The organism is Cyclobacterium xiamenense (genome assembly GCF_042140265.1).
Classification (GTDB): domain Bacteria; phylum Bacteroidota; class Bacteroidia; order Cytophagales; family Cyclobacteriaceae; genus Cyclobacterium; species Cyclobacterium xiamenense_A.
Map to the genome: position 1 here is coordinate 627,171 of NZ_CP159481.1, position 23,291 is coordinate 650,461.

18 protein-coding genes are annotated in these 23,291 nt (G+C 47.6%); 8 read left to right on the plus strand and 10 right to left on the minus strand.

Annotation, left to right across the window (positions count from 1 at the left end; genetic code table 11):
• Position 1 precedes the first annotated feature (1 nt).
• The 4 genes from gltB to mutY all read right to left on the minus strand — a co-directional run bounded on the left by gltB (position 2) and on the right by mutY (position 7,899).
• Complete coding sequence (gene gltB / locus ABWH99_RS02635; protein WP_375584765.1) at positions 2–4,495, minus strand: glutamate synthase large subunit; 4,494 nt, start codon at positions 4,493–4,495, stop codon at positions 2–4.
• A gap of 367 nt (positions 4,496–4,862) precedes the next feature.
• Positions 4,863–6,212 (minus strand): gliding motility-associated protein GldE, encoded by a 1,350-nt coding sequence (gene gldE / locus ABWH99_RS02640; protein WP_375584766.1) that lies wholly within the window; start codon positions 6,210–6,212, stop codon positions 4,863–4,865.
• Positions 6,213–6,269: 57 nt separating this feature from the next.
• Positions 6,270–6,734, minus strand: a complete 465-nt coding sequence (gene ssb / locus ABWH99_RS02645; RefSeq protein WP_375584767.1) for a single-stranded DNA-binding protein — start codon at positions 6,732–6,734, stop codon at positions 6,270–6,272.
• Between the two features lie 55 nt (positions 6,735–6,789).
• A complete protein-coding gene (mutY, locus tag ABWH99_RS02650) occupies positions 6,790–7,899 on the minus strand; it encodes an A/G-specific adenine glycosylase (RefSeq protein ID WP_375584768.1) in 1,110 nt (369 codons plus the stop codon).
• A 135-nt stretch (positions 7,900–8,034) separates the two neighbouring features.
• Here mutY and ABWH99_RS02655 point away from each other — a divergent pair, with 135 nt between their 5' ends.
• The 3 genes from ABWH99_RS02655 (at position 8,035) to ABWH99_RS02665 (ending at position 10,937) form a co-directional block, all read left to right on the plus strand.
• Entirely contained in the window at positions 8,035–8,343 is a 309-nt protein-coding gene (locus ABWH99_RS02655; RefSeq protein ID WP_375584769.1) for an HU family DNA-binding protein, read from the plus strand.
• A 19-nt stretch (positions 8,344–8,362) separates the two neighbouring features.
• Positions 8,363–9,187 (plus strand): tetratricopeptide repeat protein, encoded by an 825-nt coding sequence (locus tag ABWH99_RS02660; RefSeq protein ID WP_375584770.1) that lies wholly within the window; start codon positions 8,363–8,365, stop codon positions 9,185–9,187.
• A gap of 178 nt (positions 9,188–9,365) precedes the next feature.
• Complete coding sequence (locus tag ABWH99_RS02665) at positions 9,366–10,937, plus strand: ribonuclease E/G (RefSeq protein ID WP_375584771.1); 1,572 nt, start codon at positions 9,366–9,368, stop codon at positions 10,935–10,937.
• Between the two features lie 16 nt (positions 10,938–10,953).
• Here the strand turns inward: ABWH99_RS02665 and ABWH99_RS02670 are convergent, their stop codons facing one another.
• Together ABWH99_RS02670 and ABWH99_RS02675 are read right to left on the minus strand one after the other, a co-directional pair.
• Positions 10,954–11,322 (minus strand): DUF805 domain-containing protein, encoded by a 369-nt coding sequence (locus ABWH99_RS02670; protein ID WP_375584772.1) that lies wholly within the window; start codon positions 11,320–11,322, stop codon positions 10,954–10,956.
• 102 nt (positions 11,323–11,424) lie between these two features.
• Positions 11,425–12,294 carry a type III pantothenate kinase gene (locus tag ABWH99_RS02675; protein WP_375584773.1) on the minus strand — a complete coding sequence of 290 codons (870 nt, stop codon included), beginning with the start codon at positions 12,292–12,294 and terminating at the stop codon, positions 11,425–11,427.
• Between the two features lie 28 nt (positions 12,295–12,322).
• Between ABWH99_RS02675 and ABWH99_RS02680 the strand changes: the two genes are divergently transcribed.
• From ABWH99_RS02680 to ABWH99_RS02690, 3 genes are read left to right on the plus strand one after another with little or no spacing between them, the layout of a single operon-like run.
• A complete protein-coding gene (locus ABWH99_RS02680; RefSeq protein WP_375584774.1) occupies positions 12,323–12,805 on the plus strand; it encodes a GNAT family N-acetyltransferase in 483 nt (160 codons plus the stop codon).
• A gap of 50 nt (positions 12,806–12,855) precedes the next feature.
• On the plus strand, positions 12,856–13,956 hold the full coding sequence (locus tag ABWH99_RS02685; protein WP_375584775.1) for a VWA domain-containing protein: 1,101 nt from the start codon (positions 12,856–12,858) through the stop codon (positions 13,954–13,956).
• A gap of 3 nt (positions 13,957–13,959) precedes the next feature.
• Entirely contained in the window at positions 13,960–15,489 is a 1,530-nt protein-coding gene (locus ABWH99_RS02690) for a magnesium chelatase (protein WP_375584776.1), read from the plus strand.
• A 97-nt stretch (positions 15,490–15,586) separates the two neighbouring features.
• Here the strand turns inward: ABWH99_RS02690 and ABWH99_RS02695 are convergent, their stop codons facing one another.
• The 4 genes from ABWH99_RS02695 to ABWH99_RS02710 all read right to left on the minus strand — a co-directional run bounded on the left by ABWH99_RS02695 (position 15,587) and on the right by ABWH99_RS02710 (position 20,735).
• Positions 15,587–16,810, minus strand: coding sequence for a redoxin domain-containing protein (locus ABWH99_RS02695; RefSeq protein WP_375584777.1), 1,224 nt, complete (start codon positions 16,808–16,810; stop codon positions 15,587–15,589).
• A 177-nt stretch (positions 16,811–16,987) separates the two neighbouring features.
• The gene (locus ABWH99_RS02700; protein WP_375584778.1) at positions 16,988–18,025 is read right to left on the minus strand and encodes an ABC transporter ATP-binding protein; all 1,038 of its coding nucleotides are present in this window, start codon (positions 18,023–18,025) and stop codon (positions 16,988–16,990) included.
• A 19-nt stretch (positions 18,026–18,044) separates the two neighbouring features.
• A complete protein-coding gene (locus ABWH99_RS02705) occupies positions 18,045–19,679 on the minus strand; it encodes an ABC transporter permease (protein ID WP_375584779.1) in 1,635 nt (544 codons plus the stop codon).
• Positions 19,680–19,703: 24 nt separating this feature from the next.
• Complete coding sequence (locus tag ABWH99_RS02710) at positions 19,704–20,735, minus strand: Fe(3+) ABC transporter substrate-binding protein (RefSeq protein WP_375584780.1); 1,032 nt, start codon at positions 20,733–20,735, stop codon at positions 19,704–19,706.
• Between the two features lie 127 nt (positions 20,736–20,862).
• Here ABWH99_RS02710 and ABWH99_RS02715 point away from each other — a divergent pair, with 127 nt between their 5' ends.
• Positions 20,863–21,798: a hydrogen peroxide-inducible genes activator gene (locus tag ABWH99_RS02715; protein ID WP_375584781.1), complete on the plus strand. Its 936-nt coding sequence runs from the start codon at positions 20,863–20,865 to the stop codon at positions 21,796–21,798.
• Positions 21,799–21,854: 56 nt separating this feature from the next.
• Entirely contained in the window at positions 21,855–23,252 is a 1,398-nt protein-coding gene (locus tag ABWH99_RS02720) for a dipeptidase (protein ID WP_375584782.1), read from the plus strand.
• Positions 23,253–23,291: the final 39 nt, after the last annotated feature.

Sequence of the window (23,291 nt, forward strand, 5' to 3'; positions counted from 1 at the left end):
ATTACACTAATGTTTTTGTATTTTCCAACGCTCTTTTTCTCAATACTTCTTTGTAATCTCTTGGAATAACTTTGATAAAGCGTGCTTTGTTTGCTTCCCAATCTTCCAGTATTTTGTTGCCGATATTGCTGGAAGTGTATTCCAAGTGCTCTTGTAAAGAAGCTTTGATGGTAGCGAAATCGTCTTCATTCAGTGGATCGATGTCTACCATTTCTTTATTGATATTACCGATATTTTCTTTGAAAATGTACGCAATACCCCCACTCATACCGGCAGCGAAGTTTCGGCCTATTTCACCCAGAATCACTACCAAACCACCGGTCATGTATTCGCAGCCATGATCTCCGATACCTTCAACCACTGTCTCCACGCCCGAGTTCCGGACGCAGAAGCGTTCTCCCGCTTTGCCTTTGATAAAGGCTTTGCCCGAAGTGGCCCCGTAGAAGGCTACGTTTCCGATGATGATGTTATCCTCGGCAATGAAATTGGCATTACGGCTGGGGTAGACAACCAACTTTCCTCCGGAAAGGCCTTTTCCAAAATAGTCGTTGGCTTCTCCTTCCAGCTCGAAGGTGATACCTTTGGCCAGGAAACCACCGAAGGTCTGTCCTGCCGAACCTTTGAACCGGAAGTGAATGGTATTGTCCGGCAATCCGGGACTTCCAAAAAACTTGGAAACCTCGTTGGAAAGCATGGCTCCCACCGTTCTGTCTACGTTTTTGATCTCAAAATTTCCCCTTACCGGATTTGCTTGCTCCAGTGCAGGCGTGGCCGCCTGGATTAACTTTCTGTCCAGTACTTTTTTAAGTCGGAAATCCTGGTCAATTTGCTTGTAAACGCCTACATGGTCCGGCACTTCTACCTTATGGAAAATCGGACTTAGATCCAATTTATCCCATTTCCAATGGTTCATTTGCCCGTTGGCTGCTTTTAATACGTCGCTTTGCCCGATCATTTCATTTACGGTACGGAAGCCCAGTGAAGCCATGATTTCCCGCAGGTCTTCAGCAAGGAAGCGGAAGTAATTCACCACATGGTCGGGATCACCGGTAAATAGCTTTCTGAGTTCGGGGTTTTGGGTAGCAATACCAACCGGACAGGTGTTGAGGTGGCATTTTCGCATCATGATACACCCCTCTACCACCAGCGCTCCGGTAGAAATTCCCCATTCTTCTGCACCAAGAAGGGCAGCGATGGCCAGATCCCTACCCGTACGCAATTGTCCATCTGTTTGAAGGGTTACCCGGCTTCTCAGATTGTTTTTTACCAGGGTTTGGTGCGCTTCGGAAAGGCCCAACTCCCAGGGCAAACCGGCGTGACGTATGGAACTTAGGGGAGAAGCGCCGGTACCCCCGTCGGCACCGGAAATCAATATGACATCCGATTGGGCTTTGGCTACGCCTGCGGCCACGGTACCCACGCCTGCCTGGGAGACCAATTTTACGTTGATCCTGGCTTTTCGATTTGCATTTTTGAGGTCGTAAATAAGTTGCGCCAGATCTTCTATCGAATAGATATCGTGGTGTGGCGGAGGCGAAATCAATCCTACGCCTGGTGTGGAGTGCCGCACCCGGCCAATCCAGTCGTCTACCTTATGCCCCGGCAGCTGTCCGCCTTCTCCGGGCTTGGCTCCCTGAGCCATTTTGATCTGCAACTCATCGGCATTGGCGAGGTAATTACTCGTTACACCGAATCTTCCAGAGGCCACCTGTTTGATTGCGGAACGTTCCCAATCCCCGTTTGGTTTTTTCTCAAAGCGAATTTCATCTTCTCCACCTTCTCCGCTGTTGCTTTTGGCACCGATTCGGTTCATGGCAATGGCCAGGGTGGTATGGGCCTCGTGGGAAATGGACCCAAACGACATGGCACCCGTAGCGAAGCGCTTCATGATTTTTTCCACTGGTTCCACTTCTTCTACGGGAATGGAAATACGCTTTTTGAACTCAAGGAGCCCACGCAAGGTCAATGCATCCTTGGTTTGATCGTTTATCTTTTTCGCAAACTTTTTGTACAGTTCGTAATCGCCCAGTCGGGTAGACTTTTGCAATAAATGGATGGTTTCGGGGTTGAACAGATGCTTTTCGCCTCGCCGTTTCCATTGGTAAATCCCTCCTGCTTCCAGCAACGGACTTTCGGTCTCGTAAGCCGCATGGTGACGTACCAGTACTTCGTCGGCCAATTCGTCAAAGGATACCCCGCTGATTCTGCTGACGGTGCCTTTGAAACACCTTTCAATGACCTCGGGACCCAAACCAATGGCTTCGAAAATCTGTGCGCTTTGGTACGATTGCAGCGTACTGATCCCCATTTTTGACAGGACCTTGAGCAGGCCTTTTCCAATCGCGTCCTTGTAATTTTCAAACAGTTTTTTCTGCGGTATTTTTTTGGAAAGCATCTCGCTCTCATTGAGGTAGAGAAGCGTTTCCAAAGCCAGATACGGGTTTATGGCGCTGGCACCGTACCCGATTACGGTAGCAAAATGGTGGGTTTCACGGATATCTCCGGCTTCCACCACGATTCCTGCTTTCGTTCGGATTTTCTGATTGACCAGGTGGTGATGCACCGCTCCAACGGCCAAAAGTGATGGAATGGGGGCCGTTTCTTGTTTGCAGTCTCTATCCGAAATGATAAGTATATTTTTCCCTGCCGTGATCGCATCTTCCGCATCCTGGCAGAGGCGGTTTAATGCCTCCAGTAGGCGACCGGGTTGGTGATCCGCTGTGAAATGCGCGTGCAAAGTGGCAGAACGATACCCTTTATCTTCCAGATTTCTAAGCTTTTCCAGGTCCTCGTTTAGCAAAACTGGCTGAGAGATGTGGATCTGCCGGGTGTGTTGCGGACTTTCTTCCAGTATGTTGTGACTTTCACCGATTCGGGTAAAGAGCGACATGACCAATCGTTCCCGGATGGGGTCGATGGGAGGATTACTTACCTGCGCAAACAACTGCTTGAAGTAATTGGAGATGTGCTGGCTTTGCTTGGACAAAACGGCAAGTGGCGTATCTGCACCCATGGATCCAATGGGCTCGTAGGCAGTATCCCCCATGGGAGCCAATAGTACTTTCAGGTCTTCCTGACTGTATCCAAAGATCGTTTGTCGCTTCCGGATGTTTTCGGTGGTGTAGGGTAGCGAAAGCTCCTTTGGTGACGGAATCAGCCGCAGCTTCAGCCGCTCTTTTCGAATCCAGGCATCGTAGGGTTTCCGGTTACATACTTCGGCTTTGACTTCTTCATCGAAGGCGACTTTTCCTTTTGCCAGATCGGCGAGTAGCATTCTACCCGGACTGATCCGGCCTTTTTCTAAAATAGTGGCATCGCGAATAGGCAAGGCTCCTGCTTCAGAGGATAAGATAAGCCGATCGTCAGACGTCACAAAATACCGAAGAGGGCGCAGACCGTTACGATCCAGGGTTGCACCCAGGGATTTTCCGTCGGTAAACAATAGCGCGGCAGGGCCGTCCCAGGGTTCTACCAGCGATGCATGGAATTTGTAAAAGGCTTTCTTCTTCTTGTCCATGGTTTTGTTATCCTGCCAGGCTTCCGGCACCAGCATCATCATGACGTGGGGTAGGCTTCTTCCGGAAAGGGTCAATAGCTCTACCATGGCGTCCAGATTCGCAGAATCCGAATGTTTGGCATTGGTGATGGGCAGGAGCATTTGAAGTTCCTCGTCGGTAAATAGCGCCGTTTTCATTAGCGTTTCCTTGGACCGCATTTTATTCAAATTGCCCCGGATGGTGTTGATTTCACCATTGTGGGACAAAAACCTGAAGGGTTGCGCCAATCGCCAGTTAGGAAAAGTATTCGTAGAAAATCGAGAATGCACCAATGCAATCGCCGAAGTGAGCTTATTATTTTGCAGGTCCTTGTAGAAAGTTAGCACCTGATCCGTGCGCAACTGTCCCTTGTAAATGACGGTTTGGCTGCTGAAGCTCGCAAAATAGAAGGCATCGTTGACCCCGGGAATGGTAGCGTTGATGATCCGCGTGGCATAATTTCTCAGCACGTACAATTTACGTTCCAGTTCGATACCGGAAAGCCCATCCTGATGTTTGACAAAAACCTGCTCGATAATCGGCATTACCTCCAGGGCACCGGATCCGGGAACCGTTTCGTCCGTGGGTACGGACCGATAGCCCAGCAATTCGAAACCAAGCTCCTGAATAAGCCGGTTTAAATGTGTCTTACTTTTCCTATATAATTGTTTATTTCTGGGGAAAAAGACCATGCCCACACCGTAGCTTCCTTCGTCCGGTAATCCGAAACCTAACCTAAGGGTCACTTCTTTCAAGAACGTATGGGGGAGCTGGATGAGGATACCGGCGCCATCACCGGTTTTGGGATCACTTCCTCTTCCTCCTCTATGCTCCATATTGCTCAGCATCAGCAAAGCATCACTTATCGTTTCGTGGCTTTTCTGGCCTTTCACATTTACAACAGCCCCAATTCCGCAGGCATCGTGCTCAAACTGTGAACGATATAATCCTTGATTCATTCTGGTATATTTTTTTGTAATAGGTATTGCAATCGGTTTGAAAAATTCACAATAAATTTTTCAAAATTTAAATTCTCGACAATAAAGGTAAAACAAAAATGAAAGAAATGTTCAGAACCAAATAAAAAATTATGATTAACGGAATAACAGATTACCCCTTAATCAGAACGTAATTGAGCTTATTTTACGTTTATTTTGAACTTTACGGCATGGATTTTAGCCGATTTTTAGGAAGCTTAGCAGCCCAAAAGCCCATACAGGTTCTCTTTTCGTAATTTTAAAACTACAAAAAAAAATCAGAAAAATAAACCGGTTCTCATAAAATTTAAACTGAATCTTTTAATAGTCCGGTTGGCTGGCTTCCAAATCAGTCGGATTGATCCGGAATGTTTTTATCTAGCAGACCATCCAATACCACCTTTACTTTCTTGATCTTCCGGGTGTCTACGGCCATGATCGTAAACTCAAAATTTTCAAATCTGATTTTGGTTCCGTTTTTCGGCAGGTTGGAGTTTAATTCAAGCAACAAGCCTCCCAGGGATTCGCTTTCCCCTTTGACCTCGTCAAACAACTGAATGTCCAAATCCAGCTTTTTGCAAAAGTCATTCAGCGAAATCTTTCCCTCAAAAATATACGTTTGCTCGTCGATTTTTCGAAAGAGGTGCTCTTCCACGTCATCGAATTCGTCGTTGATGTCTCCAATGATTTCTTCAATCAGGTCCTCCAGGGTCACCAGGCCGGATGTTCCGCCGTACTCGTCCACGACGATGGCCATGTGGACCCGTTTGTTTTTGAAATTTTTTAATAGGTCTGCCAGTTTTTTGTTTTCCGGGATGAAGTAACCTTTTCGAATCAGTTCCTGCCAACGAAAATGCTCGTCTTTGTCGATATGGTCTAGCAGGTCTTTGATGTAAAGGATTCCTTTGATTTGATCGATGGTATCTTCGTATACGGGTATCCGGGAATAGCCACTTTTATTGATTTTATCCATCAATTCATGAAAATCCATTTCCACGTCTACTGCCGTAAGGTCCATCCGGGAACGCATCACTTGCTTGACAGATAGGGTGCCAAAATTGACAATGCCTTTCAGAATGTCCCGTTCGTTATTACTGGTATCCACCGAGGTGATTTCCAAGGCCTGATGCAATTCATCAACAGACAAGGAATAGCCTTTCCGCTCGATACGTTTTTCGATAACGTTACTCATGGCCATGAGTGCGTAGGACAGGGGGCTGAGCAGTACGGAAAAAAAGTGTAAAAAGGTGGCGGTCAACCGTGAAAAGGACACCCTTGCCGCATTTGCATACACCTTTGGTACGATCTCTCCTATAAAAACGATGGCGAAGGTAACGCCTACGGTTTGAAAAAGGATGATAACGATGGCAGTGGTGTCCGTTCCGAAAACAGTCCAGGTAAAAAAGGTAGTAAGTGTGACAATACTGATATTGATCAGATTGTTGAGAATCAAGATTGTACTCAGCAGTTTCTGTGGATTTTCAATTAATGCGATTACTTTTTCAGAGCGCGCATCCTGCGTTTCCTGAATTGCCGCAATATCATCGTGGTTCAACGAAAAAAAAGCTACCTCTGAGCCGGAAACCAATGCAGAAATGACCAATAAAACGACGAATAGAATCGCATTGGATACCACGTATACCGGTGAAACAGCCAGAACATCTGCCAGCAGCAGCAAACTCGGGTAGGGGTCGTCCATTAATGTATGAAAATTATTTTTTGCAAAACTACAGAATTTTAATGGAATCCTGTCGGCTTAAAACGGTAAATCGTCCGATCCATCTTCCTCATTTTCAAAGGATGGCTGCTGTGCCATTTGGTTACCACGCATGCCTTCCGAAGTACCGGTAGCTTGTCCCGATCCGGTTGACGCGGTGTCCTGCCCCATATTTCTGGAGCCCAACATGGTAAAACTAAGCACACGAATCCTCGTTTTCTTTCGATTGTTGCCCTGCTCGTCCTGCCAGGTATCGGATTTAATTTTACCTTCCACGTAGATTTGACTTCCTTTCCGAAGGTATTGCTCAGCTACTTTTGCCTGCCCATCCCAAAGCTCCAGATCGTGCCATTCGGTGTTTTCTACACGGTTTCCGTTGCGGTCCTTGTACGCTTCCGTGGTGGCCAGCCGTAGATTGGCTACCACTTTGTCCCCCTCCAGGTGTTTTACCTCCGGGTCGGCCCCCAAATTGCCTACTAAAATTACTTTATTAACTCCTGCCATGGTATGTCGTTTTTTGTCAGATTGGATGTACTCCTTGCAGTTTAAATATACTGAATTATTTTATTTGATTCAAATACCGAACCATCAATTTGGGCTTGCCCATATCCTCCAGGCTTTGCCCGTCCACCAGTTGGAACCCGTTCTCAATCGCCCATTTTTCAAGCCCGCTTTTTCGGTTCTCCGGAATGGAAATTTTCACAAAAGAGGCAAAAATTCTCTGGTGACTAAGTAGGTGTTTCAACGGTTGCTCCGTTGCCTGGTCAAAAACCGGTCCAAGCGGAGCAAGCTCCCGAACGACTGACAGGTTTTCAGGTCTTGGGGAAATAATGTCCTCCAGGGAGGTAAACTCCTCCAGGGGAAAGTCGACCAAACCCTGCCAAATATCGTTTGCGGTGCGTTTCCGCACGACAACATGTCCGGCTACCTGTATGTGGTGATAGGTAAAATACCGGGAACGGATTTTCGTCTTTTTTTCTTTGTGTGGCAGGCTGCCCACCAGTTCCCGGTTTTTGGCCTGGCAGTCGGGCGAAAGAGGGCAATTCCCGCAATCCGGATTCGTTGGCACGCATTGCAGGGCGCCAAATTCCATAATGGCCTGGTTGTATTCGTCCGGACGTTCGCTTGAAATGAGTTTGTCAGCAAGGGCCTGAAATTCTTTTTTGCCCGCATGGGAGGCGATATCGGCGGATATCCCAAAATACCGGGCCAACACCCGATACACGTTTCCGTCCACCACTGCTACGGGTTCTTTGTAAGCAAAGGAGGCAATGGCCGCAGCAGTATAGGGCCCTACACCCTTCAAATTTAGCAAGGATTGGTAGTTTTCCGGGAACTTACCTCCTCGCTCCCGGACGATTTCCCGGGCACAGGCATGGAGATTTCGGGCCCGGCTGTAATACCCCAGTCCCTGCCAGGTTCGGAGAATTTCCTCTTCTGGGGCTGCTGCCAGATCTTCTATGCGTGGAAAACGGCTGACAAAGGCATGAAAATACGGCAAACCCTGGGCCACCCGGGTTTGCTGAAGAATGATTTCGGACAACCAAATGATATATGGATCCCGGCTTGCTCTCCATGGTAAATCCCGACGATGAAGGGGATACCAACGGAGAAGTTTTTCAGTAAAATTGCTGCTATTCAAAATTTTTAAAATTTGCTTATTCACCACTTATCTAACAAAACAAGGTAATTTTATCCATTTTATTTTTTAATTGGAATGGTTATTGTAAATTTGCACTCCCAAAATTACTTGGTTAATAGGAGGTTAAGCCTCTAAGGAATTACACAATAAAATTTTAAGACAGTGACTAAAGCAGAGGTAATCACAAAGATTTCGGAGAAGACAGGAATTCAGAAGGACGATGTTACACAAACCGTGGAAGCGTTCTTCAAGGTCGTTAAAGATTCAATGGCAGAGGGAGAAAATATCTATGTCAGAGGTTTTGGCAGCTTTATCAATAAAAAGAGGGCTAAAAAAATTGCTAGAAACATCTCTAAAAACACGGCAATCGTGATTGACGAACATTACGTTCCGGCATTTAAGCCATCAAAATCTTTTATCGAAAAAATCAAGAATAGCAAAAGCGTTAAAGAATTGGCTCCCCAGGATTAATCCCTGGTAAAGAGAAAAGATGAAGAGATCCCAAATTATTTTCGTTGCAGCAGGTCTGGTGCTGATTTATTTTCTTTATTCTCTACCCCTGGTGGTGGTGGATAATGATCAGCAATCAGGGATGGCGGATAGCGGAAGTAGTTTGGGATCTGACGTTAACCCGGAGGCAAATTCCCACGCCGGCTCCCTGAATGCGGCCGATCAGGAAATGATCGAAAAGCTGATGGCCGAAATGGAAGGGGAACCGGATGACGAAAATTTTGTTATATTTGCTGATTCCATTGCCGGGGTTTACCAGAAAAGCGGTAAACTCGATAGCGCTGCCTATTATTTCGGGCTGATCGCGGAGAAGGTGCCGGGTCCTGAAAATTGGGAAAAAGCCGGTAATCAGTATTACGAGGCCTTTGGGTTTGCAATGGAAGAGGAAAAAACCAGAAGACTGGCCGAGAAAACGCGGCAGTACCTGGTAAAGGTATTGGATGTGTCGCCCGATCGGCTGGATTTAAAGACGAAGGTGGCGATGACCTACGTGTCTTCCGCTAACCCCATGCAGGGCATCACCATGTTGCGGGATATTCTTGAACAAGATCCTGACAACGAGGAGGCCTTGTTTAACATGGGGATATTGTCCATGCAAAGCGGTCAGTACAAACGAGCCGTTGAGCGGTTTGAGCGGCTGGTTGCCAATCATCCTGACAATATCCAGGGTCAATTTTATTTGGGCGTAAGCCTATTTGAATCGGATCAACGCAGTCGTGCAAAGGAGCAGTTGGAATCCCTGAGGGAAAAAACGGACGATCCGCAGATATTATCCGGGATCGAAAATTATCTGGACAGACTATAATTTAAATGAGTGTTAAACTTTAAACCATAAAATTATGCCTTGCGGTAAAAAAAGAAAGCGACACAAGATCGCTACGCACAAGCGAAAAAAGCGATTAAGAAAAAATCGGCACAAGAAGAAGTAATTTTTACCCTTCTTTCCATCAAAAAGTTCTTTTATTTCATAACAGAGACACAATTTGAGTTCAGAATTATTAATTGATTCATCTCAAAACGGTAGTCGCATTGCCTTGTTGAAAAACAAAAGCTTGATTGAGCTTCACGTAGAAGAGGAAGACAACAAGTTTAAAGTTGGAGACATCTATCTTGGTTCCGTAAAGAAAATTGTCAATGGTCTAAACGCCGCATTCATTGATGTGGGTTTTGAAAAGGACGCTTTTCTGCATTACCAGGATCTTGGACCAAGGGTAAACAGCCTTAACAAGCTGGTAAAACTTATCCGAAACAAAAGCCACCAGGGAACTAGCCTGAAGGGCTTCGAAAACGAACCTGAAATAGACAAGCTTGGGAAGATTTCTCAGGTGCTGTCAAAAAACAATCAGGTGTTGGTTCAGGTAGTGAAAGAACCAATTTCAACCAAAGGTCCGCGTCTATCCTGTGAGCTCTCCCTTGCTGGTCGATACCTGGTGTTGGTGCCTTTTTCGGACACGGTAAACGTATCAAAAAAGATACGTAGCGCCGAAGAAAGGCGAAGACTTGCAAGGCTTATTACATCCATCAAACCCGCAAATTTTGGAGTAATCATTCGGACCGTGGCAGATGGACAATCTGTCACCGAACTGGATAAAGATCTCAGAAATCTGCTTGAAACCTGGGAAGATGGCATGCGTAAGCTGCAAAAAGCCAAGGTAAAAGACAAAATCATCGGAGAAATGAGTTTGGCCTCCTCCATTATCAGAGACCTGCTCAACGAATCGTTCGACGCAATCACGGTAGAGGATGAAGTAATTTACGATCAGATGCGATCTTATATAAGATCCATTGCTCCAGAAAAAGAAAAAATTGTTAAGCTTTTCAACGGAAAAGCAAAGCTCTTTGAAAGTTTTGGTATAGAAAAGCAGATCAAAAGCCTGTTTGGAACCACCGTTAGTCTGCCTCAGGGTGGATACCTCATTATTGAGCACACAGAAGCCCTTCACGTGGTGGATGTAAATAGCGGAAATAAATCCAACCAGGAAAACGATCAGGAAAATACCGGCCTCAAAACCAATTTGGTGGCGGTAAAGGAAATTGCAAGACAATTAAGGCTACGCGACATGGGCGGTATCATCGTCATTGATTTTATTGACATGAAAAAGGCCGATAACAAACGGGCGATTTTCGAAGCAATGAAGGAAGCGATGCGGGATGACCGATCTAAAAACACGATTCTCCCGCTGACGAAATTCGGATTGATGCAAATCACCCGTCAACGCGTCCGACCCGAAATGAACATTGTCACCAAAGAAACCTGCCCTTCCTGCAATGGAACCGGAAAAATCCAGGCATCAATCCTGGTAGCAGATAAATTGGAAAAAGATTTAAACCATCTTGCAACCCACCAAAACGAATCGAAGATTAAAATAGCCTTGCATCCTTATCTGTATGCCTATTTCACACACGGCATCTTTTCCAAAAGGATACGATGGTTTTTTAACTATTACAAATGGATCAGTCTGATTAAAGATTCTTCACTACCGGTGACGGAGTACAAATTCCTGGATAGTTCAGGAGAACCTATAGAAGTTATTGTAAAAAGCGAGTCTGAGTAAGACTCGCTTTTTTTTTCTACAAGACCGTTTTTGGGTTGGGGCCGTACTGATTGTCTGGCTTGCTGTCCTCTACAAAAAATACAAGCAACACAATCAGTCCCACGATCGGGATCAGTCCGATGGCTATCCAAAATCCCGACCTGCCCGTATCGTGGAGACGGCGTACGGCGACGGCAATTCCGGGTATCAATACGGCCAGACTGTACACCCCGCTTAGAAAGGTAGTGTCCAGAAAAGTGCCGATGATGCCAATGCCGATGCTCACCAGGATGTTGAACAAGACAAAATACCAGTATTCGCTTCTTCTGGCCCGGCCATCAAACTTGGCGTACTTGTATTTCAATGCATTCAGATAATAGTCAAAAGGCTGAGGTTGGGGATTCATAACGGAATGGTTTTATGTGTGGACGTTTACGGCAAATAAACTACCGATTTTTGAGTAATAATCCAACTGATTCGGCGCTGTAAATCTTTTCCCAGCCAACGGTCAGCTGTTCGCCCTGGTAATTTGACGGATTCCGTTCAGCGTGAGGTGGATGTCCACCAGGTCAAACCGATCGTGTAAATGCTCCATCACGGGCGATAAACCTCCGGTAGCCGCGATCTTGTAGCTACGGTTGGTTTCAGCGGCTATGGAGGAGAGCATGCCTTTCACCAAGGCAGTATACCCATAAAAGATTCCCGCCTGAATGGAGTGAACGGTGGTTTTTCCCAGAATGGAATCCGGCATCTCCAACCGTACCTTTGGCAATTTGGCCGTTCGGCTAAACAAGGAATTGATGGCTGTTTTGATACCCGGGAAGATGTTGATGCCGATGACCTTACCCTGCTCGTCCACAATACTGAAAGTAAGTGCCGTTCCGAAATCCACCACAATGCAGGCATCCCGGAATGCGTCGTATGCTGCCGTAATATTCGCCATTAAATCGCTACCAATTTCGTGGGGATTGCCGGTTTGTACGAGCAGTTTTTCGTAACTGTAGCCGTTGATTAGGTAGGGTTTCCTGCCAAAAAAGTTTTCGCAACACTGCATCAAGACGGGCTCAAGATCAGGAACCACGGTACTTAATCCTATCCCATGCACCGATTCCAGGTTCCAATCGTTTTCCAGAAAGAAGTGACCCAGTAGTTTCTCCAGCTGCAAGACACTTATTTTCCGGTGGGAATCCACCCGAAGCGTTGGATGCCAGGTAGCGGTTTCTTCGTTATACAAGCCGAAAACAATGGTTGAATTTCCTGCGTCGACGGATAAAAACATGGGATGTGCCGTTGGTTTCCCAAAGATAAAAAGGGAAGCCAGTCCTGCTTGCAGCTCCGGTGCTTTATTTTGTAAGAAACCGGCGGATATTTGGGACAAATTTGCTCCTTTTTAGTAATTTCAACACATGTTTCATGTGAGAAAAGGAAAAAAGGCGGACTTGCCGGCGGTATTTCGCCTCATACAGGAATTGGCCTTGTATGAAAAAGCACCGCACGAAGTCACGAATTCGGTAGAGCAAATGGAGGAGGACGGGTTTGGTCCCCATCCCGTTTACGGATTTTTTGTTGTAGAAAAAGAAGACGATGCTTCCATTATCGGTACGGCGATCTATTACTACCGGTACAGCACCTGGAAGGGCAAACGCCTGTATTTGGAAGATTATATCATCACGGCCGATCAACGGGGGAAAGGCGCAGGAAAACTACTTTTTGAAGCTGTTTTGGCCAAATCACTGGAGGATGGCTGCACGGGTATGATGTGGCAGGTGTTGGATTGGAACGAACCGGCGATTGGCTTTTATAAAAAGTACGGCGCCAGTTTCGAGGGCGAATGGCTCAATTGTCACCTTCAGGCAGATGAGATCGCCGCACTCATTGAAAATAACTAAGGTATTTTCGAAAGTGAAAACCTCCAGCAGTTAAATTTTGTTGTGTACGTATGAAAGGTTTCAGATTCACCAAATTTTCTCCCCAAAAGGATCCCGACAAAAATACCTTTGAACAGCTCCTGGATATATTCCTTCAGCTGGTCACCATGACCGGTGGAGACGTGGCGGAAGCACTTAGCTGGCTGACCAACCTGGATAAGCGCTACCAAATGACGAACCCCGGTTATGGTATTGGCGATTTCATCGAAGATTTGAAAAGCAAAGGGTACCTTGACGAAAAGCAGGGCAAGGGGGAATTCAAGATTACCGGCAAATCCGAGCAAACGATCCGGAAGAGTGCACTGGAGGAAATCTTTGGAAAGCTAAAAAAGGGAAAAGGTGGGCAGCACAAAACCACCCACACGGGCCCGGGCGAGGAGCGAGGTACGGACCGAAGGCCTTTTCAGTTTGGTGACAACCTGGACCAAATTGCGCTTACCGATTCCTTACGGAATGCTCAGATAAATCACGGTTTTTCCTGGGATTACCTACTGACGGAAGACGATCTGGAAGTGGTCGAAAGCGAAGTGCGTACCCAGACTTCCACCGTGTTGATGATCGATATCTCGCATTCCATGATTCTTTACGGGGAGGACCGCATCACACCAGCAAAAAAAGTAGCCATGGCACTGGCCGAGCTGATCAAAACCCGGTACCCAAAGGATACCCTGGATGTGATCGTTTTTGGAAACGATGCCTGGCAGATAGCGATCAAAGATCTCCCGTATTTACAGGTAGGCCCGTACCATACCAATACCGTAGCTGGCCTGGAATTGGCGATGGATTTGCTAAGGCGACGAAAAAATCCGAACAAGCAGATTTTTATGATCACCGACGGCAAACCTACCTGCCTCAAGGTCGGTATCAAGTACTATAAAAACAGCTTTGGTATCGATAGCAAAATTCTCAAGGAAACGTTGAAATTGGCTGCCCAATGCAGGCGATTGAAAATTCCCGTCACCACGTTTATGATTGCTTCCGACCCTTATCTTAAGGAATTTGTGAAAGAATTTACTACCGTCAATAACGGCAACGCCTATTACAGTAATCTGAAAGGCCTGGGTCATTTGATTTTCGAAGATTACAGGAGAAACCGAACGAAACGCCTTTAACGCATGGAATACGAAAAAATGACCAACAAAGAACGAGTAAAAATACAAACGCTGGGCCAGTTGAAAGCCGTCGGCTATACCAGCAAATCCATAAAAGAAGAATTAAGACAAAACCTCATCCATAAAATCAAGCAGCAGCAAAACGTGTTTGAAGGTATTTGGGGATACGAGGACACGGTCATCCCAGATATAGAAAGGGCCATATTATCCGGACACAACATCAATCTCCTGGGCCTAAGGGGGCAGGCAAAAACACGGATCGCCCGGATGATGACGCTTCTGCTCGATGATTTCGTGCCCGTTGTCAAAGGCTCCGAACTTAACGACGATCCCATGCGGCCGATTTCCTCCTTCGCTATTGAATTGATTCGGGAAAAAGGCGATGACACGCCCATTGACTGGTGGGCGAAGGAAGATCGATATACCGAGAAGCTGGCAACCCCGGACGTATCCGTGGCCGATCTGATTGGAGACGTGGACCCCATCAAAGCAGCAACCATGAAGCTTTCCTACAACGATGAACGGGTGATCCACTTCGGGCTGGTCCCTCGCTCGCATCGCTCCATTTTTGTGATCAACGAACTTCCGGATCTGCAGGCAAGAATTCAGGTGGCTTTGTTTAATATTCTCCAGGAAGGAGACATTCAAATTCGGGGTTTTAAATTGCGGTTGCCGCTGGACATACAATTTGTATTTACTGCCAATCCGGAAGATTATACCAACCGGGGCAGCATTGTGACGCCGCTAAAGGATAGGATTGAAAGTCAAATCATCACCCATTATCCGAAAAGTATTGAAATTGGCAGAAAAATAACCGCGCAGGAAGCCAAACTGGCAAACCGGCCGTTGGAAAAAATCCACGTTCCGGAATTAATGAAAGACCTGATCGAACAACTGGCAATCGCAGCCCGGGAGAGTGAATACGTAGATGAGAAAAGTGGGGTATCTGCCCGACTTACCATCTCGGCTTATGAAAACCTGGTCTCCGCAGCCGAACGCCGCCTGTACCTCAACAATGAAAACGAAACCATGGTGCGCGTAGTGGACCTGATCGGTGTGGTTCCGGCCATCACCGGTAAAGTGGAACTTGTTTATGAAGGAGAGCAGGAAGGAGCAGGTCTGGTGGCCCATAACTTAATAGGAAAAGCCATTCGAAGTTTGTTTACCGGGTATTTCCCTTCTCCGGAACAAAAAAAGAAAGACAAGGAAGGAAACCCGTACGTATTGCCATTGTCCTGGTTTGGAGAGGGGAACGAGTTAGATATTCTTGCGTCGCATAGTGACAAGGCGTACAAAACGGCACTTCATAATGTACCCGGATTGGAAAAGATCGTGACCGAGTTTGTGAAAGACCTTCCTGAGAAGGAAAAGGAATTCTACATGGAGTTTGCCTTGCATGGCCTGGCAGAGTACAGCCAGTTAAGCAAGAAGCTACTCGATACCGGTATGCAGTTTAAGGACTTGTTTAGTAGCATGTTTGATCTGGGGAATCCGGGAATGGACGAGGACGACGAGGAGAACCCTTTTCAATAGCGGCTCATTACCTGGGTTCCAACAAACGGGTTGGGTTTGCCAGCCCCTTCTGCCAGATTTCCTGGAATTGGCAAGAAAGCTATTATTTTTCGGAAGATTAGTAGTACCTACCGATCAGGGGATGGTCGACGATGGTCTTCTTAAGTGCCAACGGATCAATGGTGCCGGGGACTTTGTAATGTACCTTTCCACCGGGTTCGATCAGTAGGGTCAGTGGCAGACTGCCATCCCAGTCATTTTTTACCAGGTCGATGATCGCGTACTTGTCTTCAGTATCCACCAGATAATTGGTGGTGGAGGAGTATTTTTTCTTTAGAAATTTATGGGCTTTATCCGCCGATGCCGGATCGTCCAGGCTGACGGATACGAATTCAAAATCCCGGTCTCCGTACATGCGTTGGATTTCTACGAATTCGGGATATTCCACGATGCAGGGTCCACACCAGGTGGCCCAGAAGTTCACCAGACGAAGCCGATCGCTATCATTTTTCAGCAGCTGATCCAATTCTTCCAGGTTAATTTTGCTCAGGTTGACCGGTTTTTTCTTCCAGTCGTCGTTTACTTTGAGGGTGTATTCGTTTTTCCAAGCCCATTTGATGGAGCAGCCAAAAGCCGGAGTGGTAGCCCGGTCGGCAGCGAGCGCTTCTCCCCGGAGTGTTTTCTCAATGGCGTAAATGGCATCCTCTGCCTTTCCGGTACCCGGTTTTTCCGAGGCATCGATTCTTCCCTGATAGGTAAGTTTGCGGTCTTTATCAAAGACGAATACATGCGGCGTAGCTGTAGGGCCGTAGGCGGTAGAAAATTCGTGCGTGTCGCCATCGTACAAATAGGGGAAGTTAAAACCCATTTCTTCCGCACGAATCTTCATGCTTTCAAAGTCATCGTTCAAATCGGTATACCCCAACTCTTCGGGCAGTACCGCGATCGGGGAGTTGGGAGAAATGGCAATAAACTGGACCCCTTTTTCGCTGTAGGCAGTAGCCAGATCGATGAAGCGCTGTTCGTATGCCTGGGCAGTGGGGCAGTGATTGCAGGTAAAATTGATCACCAGTACCTCCTTGTCCCGGTAATCCGAAAGTTCATGGTATTGGCCGTCCACACCCGGCAGGCGGAAATCCGGCGCCGGATCTCCTATGGAAAGCGTTTCCAAGGGTTTTTCCGCGACCACCTGAGGATTGGGAGTGAAAAAACTTTCGGAGCTACCGGAGACTTCCTGCCCGGATTCCTTCGTGGGTGCTCCGCAGGCATGTACCAGCAGGCATGCGAACAACAGCATTAATGAGGATCCAGGTGGATTTGTAACAACGTATAGGCGATTCATTTCGATAAGGGTTTACTAATCCGGAAATGGACGTACAGCAAAAGGATCCGTAGCCCGATATTAAATATACAGAATAAATCCGGCAGAATGAAACCGCCGCCGCTTTCCGGGATGGCTGTCGACCTATGAAAAAGAGGGTTTGCCCCACCTGCGGTTTTTCGCAAAGGACGTTTTTTATCAGAAGGCTTCTTCTATTTTAAAGGACCGAATGGTAAAAAACACGTTGCTTCCTTCGACAAAATAGCGGGTGGGGCTTGCCCGCACGTGGATGGTTTTACCCGATTCGTCCGCGAGCAGGACCATTTGGTGATCACCGAAATAAGCGCATTGCCTCACGGTTCCTATCAGCGCTTGCCTCAGGCTTTTTTTGATTTTTATTTCCTCAGGCCGGAAAAGAAGCTTGACACTATTCCGGAAATTGCGGGATCGCTCGTCTGCAATAAAGCCAAAGGGGGTATAAAAGCCATCCTCGGTAGCAGTAGCCAGGATCTGGTTCCGTCGACCGAAAAAGTTGGCCACGTAGGGGTTGGCGGGGTGTTCGTATAGGTTTTTGGGACGGTCTAGTTGTTGGAGATAGCCTTTGTGAAGGATGGCAATCCGATCTGCGGTAGAAAGTGCATCACGTGTGTCGTGCGTAACAAAGATTGCCGTAACGCCTGTTCGTTTGATAATTTGCCGAATTTCTTCCCGAACCTGATCTTTAAGGAGTGCGTCCAGATTGCTGAATGGTTCGTCCATAAGCAGAATGGATGGGTTTGGGGCGATGGCTCTTGCCAGGGCTACGCGTTGTTGTTGCCCTCCCGATAGCTGATGGGGGTATTTGTCATAATTTTCTTTCAGCCCTACCAGTTGCAAGGTGTTTTTAGCGATTTCCACCGGATTTCCCTGCGTTTTCCGAACCCCAAATTGCACGTTTTCAAGCAGGGTCAGATGGGGAAAGAGGGCATAATCCTGAAAGACCATGCCCACATTGCGCTCGTTGGCCGGGACGGATCGATTTCCCTCCACCAGGATATTTCCTGACAAAACGATGGATCCGGCATCCGGATGCTCCAATCCTGAAATAAGGCGAAGCAAGGTGGTTTTACCGGATCCACTTTCGCCCACAAGGGCTAGAATTTCACCTTTCCGTACATCAAAGGAAATATCCTTTACCGCATAGTCTTCAGAAGCCGAATATTTTTTATCGATTCCTTGCAGCCTGAGTATGTTCATTCAAAAATTTCTGAGTATGCTATAGGTTTACCCTCCGGATCATCCTGTTTAGAAAAACGATGGGGAGTATTCCCGTGAGGATAATGATCAGGGAGGCATTGGCCGATTCGGCTATCATTTCGTTGGTGGCCATGTCAAATGCTTTGGTGGCCAGGGTTTGATAGTTAAACGGACGAAGGATCAAAGTTAAGGGTAATTCTTTTAAAACATCGACAAACACCAGTAATATGCCACTCAAAAACCCGGCCCGGATCAAGGGCAAATCGATTTTCCAAAGTGTTTTCCAGTTGTTATTTCCCAAAAGCCTGCTAGCTTCGTTTACGTGAATGCCAATCTTCTGAAATCCTGCGTCTATCGGGTGGTAGCCGACTGCCATGAAGCGCACCATGTAGGCAAATACCAAGGCGTACACGGTTCCGGAAAGGAGCGTTCCGACGGTGTCTGCGGGAAGACTTTCCTGCAACCAGCGATCCAGACCCAGCACGGGAATCATGATTCCCACGGCAATGACCGCGCCTGGAATGGCGTAGCCGAGGGTAGCGATTCGGGTCACGTTTTTTAACCATTTAAAAGGGCTTAAACGAAGGCTGTACAATAAGATAACCGATACTATCGCTACCAGCCCGCCAGTGCCAGCGGCCAGCCCGAAGGTGCGCAATATTAGCCGAAAAAACTCCCCATTCATCGTTTCTTGGTAAGTCAGGCTTACCCAATGCAAGATCTGCAGAAACGGTGCAAAGAAGCTCAGGAAAAACAAAAGGGAACAGATTAGCGTCAGCATCCAGCTTTTGCGGGGGGACAGGCGGCGTTTCACAAGCGGCTTGGAGACCGATTTATTCGAGGCAAAGCGCCTGCCTCCCCGTTGCAAGCTTTCCAGGAGCAAAATTCCAAAAACCAACAACATCAGGATGGCCGCGAGGTAGATGGCTGTGGTCACATCCCCCATCGAAAACCAAGACCGGAATATTCCCGTGGTAAAGGTGCTGACTCCAAAATACTTTACCGTGCCATAGTCGTTCAATACTTCCATGGACGCCAGCGCAATGCCACCCACGATCGCAGGGCGTGCCATGGGCAGAGCGATCCGTAGGAAGGTGTACCAGTCGTTTCTTCCCAAAAGTGCAGAAGCCTCCTGCAAGGTACGGGACTGCTGGAGGAATGATGCTCGGGAGAGCAGGTAGACGTAAGGAAAAAGGGTAATGGATAAAATGAAAATAGCTCCGGGTAGGTTCATGATGTCCACAATACTACCCACTACCTGGAGGTCCAGGCGGTTACGCAAAAAGGCCTGCAAGGGACCCGAATAGTCCAGCATGCCCGTATAGGTATAGGCCATGATGTACCCTGGGAAGCCCAAAGGCAAAATCAGTAGCCATTCGAAAAGCCGAGCTCCGGGAAATTGATAGCTGCTGACCATCCAGGCGGTAGATACTCCCAGCAAAAACGTGAAGAAGGCCACCCCGAGTAATAGCAATAGCGTATTCGTAAAATAACCCGCCAGTAGGGTATCCCGAAGGTGCGTCCAGCTTTCTCCGGGAGGATGCAGCAGTTCGAATAAGATGGTAAAAATCGGGGTGGCAATCAGTAGCAGGGCCAGTAACGTGCCTGTCATCCAGTGGTTCCACCAATAAATTCGCAGTTTGGCAACTTCCAATTTCCGATCGTTTCTTTCGTGTGCTTATTTCCAGCCTACCTCATCAAAAATCATCACCGCCTGGCTGTTGTTTTCACCCAGCAGTGAAAGATTGATGGAGTCGGCGTTGAAGGTACCCCAACTTTGAAGCAGTTCGGAAGGGGCCACGTTTGGATTGACTGGGTATTCGTAATTGACGTTGGCCAACACTTGCTGTGCTTCTTCCTCGGATAGGAACTCGATCAGGCGAACTGCATTTTCTTTATTGGGGGCATGCCGGGTGACGCCGGCACCAGATATATTGATGTGAGTCCCGCGATCGTTTTGATTGGGGAAGAAGATGCCCACCTGCTCGGCGGCCTTCACCGTTTCCGGATTGGAGTCTTTCAGCATGATTCCGATGTAATAGCTATTGACGATGGCGACGTCGCCTTCCCCGGAAGCCACTGCTTTCACTTGATCCCGGTCACTGCCTTTCGGGTCTCTGGCCATATTGGCCAAAAGACCGGCTGCCCACTCCTTGGCTTTCTCGGGGCCATGAGCCACAATAATCGAGGCTAAAAGCGATTGGTTGTAAATATTTTCGGAAGATCGTGTAAGCACTCGTCCTTCCCACTGCGGTTCGGTAAGGCTTTCGTAGGAGTCCAGCGACTCGGGGTTAACCCGCTCCTTATGGTAGGCGAGTATTCGCGCCCGGTAGGTCAGTCCATACCAAAGTCCCTCTGGATTCCGAAATTTGGAAGGGATGTTTTCGTTCAATACTTCGGAAGAAATGGGTTGAAACAGGCCCTTTTCCTGTGCCCGATGAAGCCGGCCCGCGTCTACGGTGATGAGTACATCTGCCGGTGACCCTTCCCCCTCCAACTCCAGCTTTTGGATCAGTTCGTCTGCGCTGGCACTCACCACGTTAACCTGGATGCCGGTTTTTTCCGTAAAGGCTTCAAACAATTGCTGGTCGGCTTCGTAATGTCGGTGCGTATAAACGTTGACAACTTCCTGGTCGGCAGCCTTTTGATTGCAAGAAAAAGACGCCGCGAAAAGAAGTGACGATAGAAATAGGGAATGGATTCGTTTCATGCCTTGATTCGTTTGCGCACAAAATTAGGCATTATTTATATCAAATCTAAATAAAAAGAAAAAGATTTTTATATTTGCAAGGCCTTGGAAACAGGAAGGCAAATCCGTATCCCTTACGCTCGGTAAAATGACCATTCAACAACTGGAATACATCTTGGCCGTAGACAAACTGCGCCATTTCGGCCAGGCAGCAGAGGCTTGTTTTGTCACGCAGCCTACCTTGAGTGCTCAGGTCAGTAAACTGGAGAAAGAACTGGGTGTGATCCTTTTTGACCGGTCGAAAATGCCGGTGATACCGACCGAAATTGGCGAGCGAATCATTGTGCAGGCAAAGAAAGTCGTTTCGGAAAGTAAGGGTATTTTTGAGTTGGTCGCACAGATGAAGGGAGACGTGAGTGGCCTGATCAAAATGGGTGTAATTCCCACGCTCGCTCCCTACCTGCTACCACTTTTTATCCAAAACTTCATACAGAAGTATCCTCGGGTGCAGTTGCAAGTACAGGAAATGGTCACCGAGGACATCCTGAAAAAACTCAAAAACGACGAGTTGGACATTGGCCTGGTGGTAACGCCGCTCCACGAGGCGGGCATTGTGGAAAAACCGATTTTTTACGAGAAATTTTTTGCCTACCTATCTAAGAATCATGGCTTGCTCCGGCAAACCCAGGTAGGTGCGGAAGAGATTCTGTCCGAAGACCTTTGGGTGCTGCAGCAAGGGCATTGTTTTCGGGATCAGGTGCTCAACCTGTGTGATCAAAACAAGTTTCAACGGATGAATTTTCACTACGAAAGCGGTTCGCTGGAGGGGTTGAAAAACATGGTGAATCGGTACAAAGGGATCACCCTACTTCCGGAACTGGCCACAGAGAGCTTGAATGAGGAGGAAAAAAAACGGCTGAGACCCTTTCGCGGGGAAGCTCCTGTGCGGGAAGTCAGCATCATTCTGACCCGAAGCTTTTTAAAACAAAAACTGGTGTCTTTACTCTTTGATGAAATTCGCAACGTGATACCGGCACACATGCGTTCGAACCAGGAGGGAAAGTTGGTTAGTTTTAAATTATAAGGTAAAATCCTCCAAAAAGTTTTAATTTCGGCTTTGAAACCAAGACCGATACACACATGTCCATTCAGCGGTACATTGCAGCAAATTCCCCTCGATTTTTAGATGAACTGGTAGCCTTATTGAGAATACCCTCCGTAAGCGCGGATCCGAAGTACAAGGAAGACGTGGCACGGGCAGCTCATTTTGTCAAAGAAAAATTGCTTGCTTCCGGGGTAGACACAGCGGAAATTTGTGAGACCGCTGGTTTCCCCATCGTCTACGGGGAAAAAATTGTAGATACGGAAGCCCCTACCATCCTGATATACGGACATTACGACGTTCAGCCTGCCGATCCGCTCGAATTGTGGGATTCCCCGCCCTTTGAGCCGGTTATCAAGAAGACCGATCTGCACCCCGAGGGGGCCATTTTTGCCCGAGGCTCGGCAGATGACAAAGGGCAGTTTTACATGCACGTAAAGGCGTTTGAAGCCATGTTGGCGGAAGGTTATCTGCACTGCAACGTAAAGTTTATGATTGAGGGAGAGGAAGAAGTCGGCTCGGAAAACCTGGACCGCTTCGTTCAGCAAAATCAGGAAAAATTGAAGGCAGATGTGGTATTGATATCGGACACCTCCATGATCTCGCTGGAGCATCCCTCTGTCACGGTGGGTTTGCGGGGACTGGCCTACATGCAGGTGCAGGTAACGGGGCCAAACAAGGATCTGCACAGCGGTACCTTCGGGGGATCCGTAGCCAACCCCATAAACATTCTGTGCAAAATGATCGCGTCCCTTCATGACGAAGACAACCGGATTACCATCCCAGGCTTTTATGATCAGGTGCAGGAATACGATGCGGAATACCGGGAGCAGTTGAATAAAGCGCCCTTTGACCTGGATGAGTTCAAGCGAAAACTGGACGTGGAAGAAACCTATGGAGAAAAGGGATACAGCACGATCGAGCGGGTGGGTATCCGGCCTACGCTGGACGTGAACGGGATTTGGGGAGGATACATCGGGGAGGGTGCCAAGACCGTGTTGCCCTCGAAAGCCTATGCGAAAATATCCATGCGTCTGGTACCGGATCAGGACCACAAACGTATTGCGCAGTTATTCGAGCAACACTTCCAGGCAATTGCGCCTCCCGCGGTAAAAGTCAAGGTGGTGCCGCATCACGGAGGACAGGCCGCCGTGGTACCTACGGATTCCATTGGATACAAGGCGGCAGAGGCAGCGATTCAGGAAGCGTTTGGGAAAAAAGCCATCCCAACCCGGGAGGGCGGCTCCATTCCGATCACGGCACTGTTTCAAAAAGTCCTTGGACTGGACCCGATTTTGCTAGGTTTTGGGCTGGATACCGATGCGATCCATTCCCCCAACGAGCATTACGGAGTGGCCAACTACCTTAAGGGTATCGAGACCATTGCGTTGTTTTTTAAGTATTTTCAGCAACTATCACAAGAAGCGAAGCAGTAAGCCTCCATTTGCTTTCCACAGGAACTAATCCAGTCGCTT

What these genes read in the sequence shown, in the direction of transcription:
- ABWH99_RS02685 (WP_375584775.1), top strand. Translation starts at nt 12,856, where the DNA reads ATGAAAGGTTTCAGATTCACCAAATTTTCTCCCCAAAAGGATCCCGAC.
- ABWH99_RS02680 (WP_375584774.1), top strand. Translation starts at nt 12,323, where the DNA reads ATGTTTCATGTGAGAAAAGGAAAAAAGGCGGACTTGCCGGCGGTATTT.
- ABWH99_RS02700 (WP_375584778.1), bottom strand. Translation starts at nt 18,025, where the DNA reads ATGAACATACTCAGGCTGCAAGGAATCGATAAAAAATATTCGGCTTCT.
- ssb (WP_375584767.1), bottom strand. Translation starts at nt 6,734, where the DNA reads ATGGCAGGAGTTAATAAAGTAATTTTAGTAGGCAATTTGGGGGCCGAC.
- ABWH99_RS02660 (WP_375584770.1), top strand. Translation starts at nt 8,363, where the DNA reads ATGAAGAGATCCCAAATTATTTTCGTTGCAGCAGGTCTGGTGCTGATT.
- ABWH99_RS02710 (WP_375584780.1), bottom strand. Translation starts at nt 20,735, where the DNA reads ATGAAACGAATCCATTCCCTATTTCTATCGTCACTTCTTTTCGCGGCG.
- ABWH99_RS02690 (WP_375584776.1), top strand. Translation starts at nt 13,960, where the DNA reads ATGGAATACGAAAAAATGACCAACAAAGAACGAGTAAAAATACAAACG.
- ABWH99_RS02720 (WP_375584782.1), top strand. Translation starts at nt 21,855, where the DNA reads ATGTCCATTCAGCGGTACATTGCAGCAAATTCCCCTCGATTTTTAGAT.
- ABWH99_RS02715 (WP_375584781.1), top strand. Translation starts at nt 20,863, where the DNA reads ATGACCATTCAACAACTGGAATACATCTTGGCCGTAGACAAACTGCGC.
- gldE (WP_375584766.1), bottom strand. Translation starts at nt 6,212, where the DNA reads ATGGACGACCCCTACCCGAGTTTGCTGCTGCTGGCAGATGTTCTGGCT.
- gltB (WP_375584765.1), bottom strand. Translation starts at nt 4,495, where the DNA reads ATGAATCAAGGATTATATCGTTCACAGTTTGAGCACGATGCCTGCGGA.
- ABWH99_RS02695 (WP_375584777.1), bottom strand. Translation starts at nt 16,810, where the DNA reads ATGAATCGCCTATACGTTGTTACAAATCCACCTGGATCCTCATTAATG.
- ABWH99_RS02670 (WP_375584772.1), bottom strand. Translation starts at nt 11,322, where the DNA reads ATGAATCCCCAACCTCAGCCTTTTGACTATTATCTGAATGCATTGAAA.